9 protein-coding genes are annotated in these 5,738 nt (G+C 50.7%); all 9 read right to left on the minus strand.

What is annotated here, in order from left to right; genetic code table 11:
- Window positions 1-210: 210 nt before the first annotated feature.
- On the minus strand, window positions 211-390 hold the full coding sequence (locus tag BUB78_RS21025) for a hypothetical protein (protein WP_220084054.1): 180 nt from the start codon (window positions 388-390) through the stop codon (window positions 211-213).
- Window positions 317-625 carry an NIPSNAP family protein gene (locus BUB78_RS19570; protein WP_073201058.1) on the minus strand — a complete coding sequence of 103 codons (309 nt, stop codon included), beginning with the start codon at window positions 623-625 and terminating at the stop codon, window positions 317-319. Before BUB78_RS19570 ends, BUB78_RS21025 begins: the two co-directional genes overlap by 74 nt.
- Before the next feature lie 119 nt (window positions 626-744).
- Window positions 745-1,155: a GFA family protein gene (locus tag BUB78_RS19575; protein ID WP_073201059.1), complete on the minus strand. Its 411-nt coding sequence runs from the start codon at window positions 1,153-1,155 to the stop codon at window positions 745-747.
- A 61-nt stretch (window positions 1,156-1,216) separates the two neighbouring features.
- Window positions 1,217-1,885 carry a glutathione S-transferase family protein gene (locus BUB78_RS19580; protein ID WP_073201061.1) on the minus strand — a complete coding sequence of 223 codons (669 nt, stop codon included), beginning with the start codon at window positions 1,883-1,885 and terminating at the stop codon, window positions 1,217-1,219.
- Window positions 1,882-2,982 (minus strand): pyridoxal phosphate-dependent aminotransferase, encoded by a 1,101-nt coding sequence (locus BUB78_RS19585; RefSeq protein ID WP_245813602.1) that lies wholly within the window; start codon window positions 2,980-2,982, stop codon window positions 1,882-1,884. Before BUB78_RS19585 ends, BUB78_RS19580 begins: the two co-directional genes overlap by 4 nt.
- Window positions 2,983-3,094: 112 nt before the next feature.
- Window positions 3,095-4,285: a trans-sulfuration enzyme family protein gene (locus BUB78_RS19590; RefSeq protein WP_073201064.1), complete on the minus strand. Its 1,191-nt coding sequence runs from the start codon at window positions 4,283-4,285 to the stop codon at window positions 3,095-3,097.
- Window positions 4,282-5,103, minus strand: a complete 822-nt coding sequence (locus BUB78_RS19595; RefSeq protein WP_073201066.1) for a fumarylacetoacetate hydrolase family protein — start codon at window positions 5,101-5,103, stop codon at window positions 4,282-4,284. The genes BUB78_RS19590 and BUB78_RS19595 overlap by 4 nt, the downstream gene beginning before the upstream one ends.
- A 133-nt stretch (window positions 5,104-5,236) precedes the next feature.
- On the minus strand, window positions 5,237-5,491 hold the full coding sequence (locus tag BUB78_RS19600; RefSeq protein ID WP_084732978.1) for a nitronate monooxygenase: 255 nt from the start codon (window positions 5,489-5,491) through the stop codon (window positions 5,237-5,239).
- A gap of 5 nt (window positions 5,492-5,496) precedes the next feature.
- Window positions 5,497-5,703, minus strand: coding sequence for a tautomerase family protein (locus BUB78_RS19605; RefSeq protein WP_073201067.1), 207 nt, complete (start codon window positions 5,701-5,703; stop codon window positions 5,497-5,499).
- Window positions 5,704-5,738 lie beyond the last annotated feature (35 nt).

Below are 5,738 nucleotides of genomic sequence, written 5' to 3' on the forward strand. Positions count from 1 at the left end.
CCTGAAAGCCATAGCAGGCGGGCACAAACAAACCGATATCAACCTGCTGCTGCCCTGGAACTACGTCAATCCGGTGTGAACGGCGCACCGCTTACGTATAGATCGAGCTGACCTTTGACTTTCCCTTTGCGCTGACATTGCAATCCCCGACTGAAAACAATTGCAAGTGTATGCCCAGCTTTCTTGGGTCTCAAGCATGCACCGTCTGGCTCAGGTTGCGGCAGCCACCGGGAACGACGACGACGCGGGTTCTGGCCGACAGACCCGCGATTTCTTGCTGAAGCGCAAGCCACGGCTCAGCCAATCCATTCGGATATCAAGGCCGCAATACTGGTCGAAGGAATTGACGATCATATCGACGAATGCAGTTACTTTTTTCGGCCAGTTCATATGCGGCTTTGCAGTCATCATCTTTCATACTATCGATGCGATAGGTCTCGTAGTCTGCCATCGAAGGAAATGAAAAAAGAGTTACGGCTAAATCATTCGCACTTTCGTGCGGAAGAAAATAACCGTGGTGAACGCCTCCAAATTTCTCAACAAGCGGGATCCAAAGTTTAGCATAATTTTCGAAATCAGCGATTTTTGACGGGTCGAGTTCATATCGGACGTAGCATGTGATCATCGGGTTTCTGCTTTCTTTGTTAGTAATTGTCGCGACATCTACGAAAGGGCTATTTCAAGGTCCGAACACAGATGCCAGGCTAAACGCCTTCTCTCGGAGCATTTTTACGTGACCCAGCTTTATTCGTGTGGAAAAGAACCAAAAACCTCAGCGGAGTCTGCCAATTTATCCCACTCGGCACGTTCAACATGAAAAATTCTATTCGAGGAAGTGAATTTGGGCTCGGTGTCCAATGAACCAGCGGGCACAACAATTGCTGTGCTGCTTTGGTTTAAATAGGGAACACCAGATCCGCACTCACTACAAAAAGCACTCGTAAATCCCCGATTGGGATAATCAAAGCGCTTTACAATTTTTTCTCCTGCGGTCCAGTTGAACCCTTCGGGATCGCCGAACAAATTTGATGCATGGGCGGATCCGGTAATTTTTCGGCACTGGGCGCAGTGGCAAAGGAAAAACTGTTCAAACCGATTTTCGATCTCGTATTTAACTTTGCCACAGAGGCAGCTGCCAGTAATGTTTTCAGACATTGTATTCTCGATCCCTATATTACCCTGACGCTTTCGGGCGATTGATAGTTTCTAAGTCGCTTTATGTATCAACGAATTTGGAAATTTCTTTCGCTCTCTCGTTGTCTGACACAATTTCGGATTCAGGTGGAATGTTTACACCACGCGCACATGCCGGGCGTGCGGCCATAGCTTGCATCCAACGCTGTAGATGTGTCAGGCCATCAATTGAAACCCCCGACCATTCGTGACGACGTACCCAACACCAGTTGGCTATATCTGCGATAGAATAGTCATCAGCCAGCCAGGTATTTTCTGAAAGCCGACGGTCAAGAACCTCGAATAGCCTGCGGGATTCATTCTGATATCGATCAATGGCGGGTTGAATTTTTTCAGGATGGTATCGGTAAAAGACGTTTGCCTGCCCCATCATCGGGCCGATGCCACCCATCTGAAACATCAACCACTGCATTACCCGACTGCGTGCCTTTGTTTCGGTTGGCAGTAATCTCCCCGCTTTGTCGGCGAGATACATCATGATGGCTCCGCTTTCGAAGATTGCAAAATCGTCGGCATCCCGGTCAATTATCGCCGGAATTCTACCGTTAGGGGTAATCTTAAGGAACCAGTCCTCTTTCTGTTTCAGCGCCGATAAATCGAGTTCATGATAGGTGTAAGGTAAGTCGAGCTCTTCGAGGGTTACAGAAACCTTATAGCCATTCGGCGTTTTCGCTGTGTATAGGTCAATCATAGTGTCTCATCACTCATTGTGTGTTGGGCCGTATCAGCCAAGTTACCGAGGGAAAGAAAATCGCGAATACGTTTGCACCCCTCGCGTACATCGTCATCTGAGGCGGCTGTGGATATTCGAATACTTGATCGTGCCGAGTGTCCAAAGGTTTCACCTGGGGCAGCCGCGACGCCCTTCTCTTCGAGCAAACGGCGCACAAATTGATCCGAGTTAAGATTGGAATTTGAGATATCGACCATGGCATAAAATGCACCCGTCGGTTTGCTGATGAGTAGCCCGGCAGGCTCAAGAATCGAGACGGCTATTTCGGCGCGTCTCTTATAGGCAGCTTTCATTTCCGCGACACAGTCCTGTGGGCCATTTATGGCCGCCTCAACGGCGGCTTGCGCAACTGAAGAAGGACACGAAGCGATTGGTTCCACCAGTTTTGAAACTGCTTGTATCACCTCTTCACGTGCAACCACCCAACCAAGCCGCCAACCTGTCATGGAATAGGACTTGGAGGCGCCGGATATCATGATTACCCGCTCCCGTGACGCATGAGACAAAGCGGAAACATGTGCCCCCTCAAAGACGAAGTCTTCATAAACTTCATCCGAGATAACCTGCAAATTGTGATCTTCTACAAATTTTAATAGCTTTAACATTTTTTCAACGGAAACAGTCGCGCCAGTCGGATTACTTGGATAGTTGATCATGATCGCGCGGCATCGGGGCGAAACCTTTGACGATAGCGTATCTAGATCCATCCAATAACCATCCGATGGGTCGAGTTTGTAGGGCACCACAGTGCCGCCGGCCATTTCGACTGCGCTGATGTAATTAGGCCAGCCGGGGTCCGGCACCAGAACCTCATCTCCAGGTTCGATTATAGCCATGAGCGTTAAGTACAATGCCATGACAGCACCAGACGTAATACAAACGTTCGCGCCAGAAACCCCGATCCCCGAGCTTGTTGAGACCCTCGCGGCGACACTATCTCTCAAACTCTGCACACCCGCGTTTGGTGTGTAACCGGTAAACCCGTTCCGCGCGGCCGCAAAACCAGCCTCAGTGATATGAGCTGGAGTTGGGAAATCTGGTTGCCCAACCTCCATATGAATAACTGGAAAACCTCGCTTTTGCCGCTCTGCCGCCAGAGCCATAACAGTGCGGATACCGGAAAGATGGAGTTGGGAGACGCGTGAAGCAATTGGCATTTCGGAGTCCCTAAATTTGCGCGAGCGCTTGCTCGATGTCCTGAAGAATGTCTGCAGTGTTTTCGATACCCGCCGCAAACCGGATCATTCCGGGGGTAATCCCCTGTTTCGCGACAATTTCTTCGGAAAGCCGTCCACCGAACATAACAGCGGGTTGAATGAGCACCGAGTGAACGCCACCCAGGCTTCCTGCATTTCTGGCAAGATCCAGGTTTTCTATAAACTTTTTCCCTGCCTCATATCCGCCAGAAAGTTCGAACGTTAGCAATCCGCCAAAGTCAGACATCTGAGTTTCGGCGAGATCGTATTGGGGGTGAGAAGGTAAACCTGGATAATAAACACGGTTAACTGCAGGGTGTTCCTCCAGAAATTTCGCAATTGCCATGGCGTTGGCATTTTGCTGACGAACACGAAGCTCTAAGGTCCGGATTCCGCGCAGCGCCAACCATGAATTGAATGGCGCCGGAATTGCTCCGGTATTCATACTCATTTCCCAAATGCGTTCCGTCAACTTTTGAGAGGTTGTGATGCTTCCGCTCAGAAGGTCATGGTGACCACCGATATATTTGGTAGCACTATGCATAACGATATCAACGCCGTGCTCCATTGGCCTTTGATTTATCGGGGTGGCAAAAGTGTTGTCGCAAAAAGTGAGGATACCCCTGGAGCGTGCTAAGTCGCTGACTGCTTTTAGATCGGTCAAATGCATTAACGGATTTACCGGACTCTCAAGCAAAATCAGCTGGGTGTTCGGCTTGAGGGCGCGCTCAAATTCTTCGATTGAACGTTGGTCTACCAGCGTCACCTCAATGCCATACTGAGGTAGGATGTGGCGCACCATTTCAGTTGTGCCTATATAGTGGTTTTTCTGAGCGACAACATGGTCACCGGCCTTCAAGAAAGTTAATAACGTCGTCGTAATCGCACCCATTCCCGATGCAAATATTATTCCGCTTGGCCCGCCTTCAAGATCGGAAATTACCTTGGCGAGGCGTGATGTTGTCGGATTTCCATGTCGGGCATAGAACTGATCGCCAAGTGGGACAGACGACATTTCAGAGAATTCATGCGCATCGGCCGCAACGCCATTTACCGATTGATGTATGGGCGGGGAAACGCCCCAATCATCAGATAAATCCATGTCGGAATAAAGCAATTGGGTAGTTGCCCCATACCGCCTATTTTCGCGAAAACGGGTCATCCTTCGCCTCCATCATGTTGCTGCTCCACCACGCGATCGCTCACGGTGTTTCGTAGAATTCCGATCCCCTCAATTTCTACTTCGCAGATATCTCCCGGTTGCATGAATATTTGTGGTTTTCGACTGATCCCGACACCAGCAGGCGTGCCTGTCAAAATGAGATCGCCCGGGAGCAGCGTCATGATTTGGCTGATTTCTGACACAATGTCCGCGACAGAAAAGATGAGTTGGTTGGTATTTGAAGATTGTATTGTTTCGCCGTTTAATCGGGTTTCGATTTTCAATCCATCGGCCCCCGGCGGAACCTCTTCTACCGAGACGATTGAGGGTCCAAGCCCCCCGCTTTTGTCGAATATTTTTCCCGAAACCCATTGCTGGGAGCGAAATTGGAAATCTCTGGCCGACCCGTCGTTAGCGATCGTGTACCCGAAAACATGTTCAAGTGCGTGTGCGGCTGAAACGGAACGCGCCTTTTTTCCAATGACAACGGCAAGTTCACCCTCAAAGTCAAACTGGCTCGACCCGGCGGGATAAGACAGAACCTGCTCATGTCCTGTGAAGCTACTTAAAAACCGCACAAAAAGGGCTGGATATTCCGGATCCGGTTCACCCAGCTCGGCTGCGTGATCACTATAATTTAATCCTACGCAAATAATTCGTGCCGTATTTGAAACAGGCACTCCCCAACCGTCGTGTTCTTCCGTAGGTAAAGCAGATTCTTCAAGCCACTCGACTTTGGCAGGCCCTAACACCCAGCCATCCGGTCCAGTCTCGACGAGCCGCGCGCGGCCATTCTCTATTCGGTTTGAGAATCTCATAAAGTCCTCCTGACGTTCCGTGAAAGTTAGCCGTTCTAAATTACGCCCATTGCGCTGCTAGGCCCGTCGTGAAGCATTTCAGCCAGTGGCTATAACTCTGAGCTTTTCATTGTCTCACTCCTCTGTAACGGGTCTAACCGGCTGGCGCGTATGCCATATGGCGCACCAGAGACCACGTGATGAAGCCCACCCCAATCCGCGTATCGCCCGCCGCGTCGAACTCCCGGGTGAGCCAATCGGCATCGCCGTAGCCACCACCTATCAGACCCAAACCGCCAGCCCGGCTCACTGCGGCGGCAAGTGCGCCGCCGCTGACGAGTGCCATCGGCGCCAGAAGAACAGGATGTTCGATGCGAAAAAGATCGCAGAGAGGCGTGCGAATGGACATTTTGGTCAACTCGCCGCTTTGCGTCTGTACTGTTCGACCGGTAGGCCGCCAATTCCCCAATCCTCAAGCGCCACTTCGTCGATGACGACAAAAGTTGTTGCCGGAGACTTGTCGAGAACCCGAACCAGCAAGTCGGTAACGCCGCTGATCAACTCGGCCTTCTGATCGGGGGTGACGCCTTCGCGCGTCACCTTGATGTTTACATAGGGCATATCGGTTCCTTTCAGCTTTCGCGTTCAGTGATTTG

The organism is Roseovarius marisflavi (assembly GCF_900142625.1).
In the GTDB taxonomy this organism is placed as follows: domain Bacteria; phylum Pseudomonadota; class Alphaproteobacteria; order Rhodobacterales; family Rhodobacteraceae; genus Roseovarius; species Roseovarius marisflavi.

Bases quoted from the DNA above. Each gene is read 5' to 3' on its own strand.
- BUB78_RS21025 (WP_220084054.1), bottom strand. From the start codon at position 390: ATGAACTGGCCGAAAAAAGTAACTGCATTCGTCGATATGATCGTCAAT.
- BUB78_RS19570 (WP_073201058.1), bottom strand. From the start codon at position 625: ATGATCACATGCTACGTCCGATATGAACTCGACCCGTCAAAAATCGCT.
- BUB78_RS19575 (WP_073201059.1), bottom strand. From the start codon at position 1,155: ATGTCTGAAAACATTACTGGCAGCTGCCTCTGTGGCAAAGTTAAATAC.
- BUB78_RS19580 (WP_073201061.1), bottom strand. From the start codon at position 1,885: ATGATTGACCTATACACAGCGAAAACGCCGAATGGCTATAAGGTTTCT.
- BUB78_RS19585 (WP_245813602.1), bottom strand. From the start codon at position 2,982: ATGGAGGTTGGGCAACCAGATTTCCCAACTCCAGCTCATATCACTGAG.
- BUB78_RS19590 (WP_073201064.1), bottom strand. From the start codon at position 4,285: ATGACCCGTTTTCGCGAAAATAGGCGGTATGGGGCAACTACCCAATTG.
- BUB78_RS19595 (WP_073201066.1), bottom strand. From the start codon at position 5,103: ATGAGATTCTCAAACCGAATAGAGAATGGCCGCGCGCGGCTCGTCGAG.
- BUB78_RS19600 (WP_084732978.1), bottom strand. From the start codon at position 5,491: ATGTCCATTCGCACGCCTCTCTGCGATCTTTTTCGCATCGAACATCCT.
- BUB78_RS19605 (WP_073201067.1), bottom strand. From the start codon at position 5,703: ATGCCCTATGTAAACATCAAGGTGACGCGCGAAGGCGTCACCCCCGAT.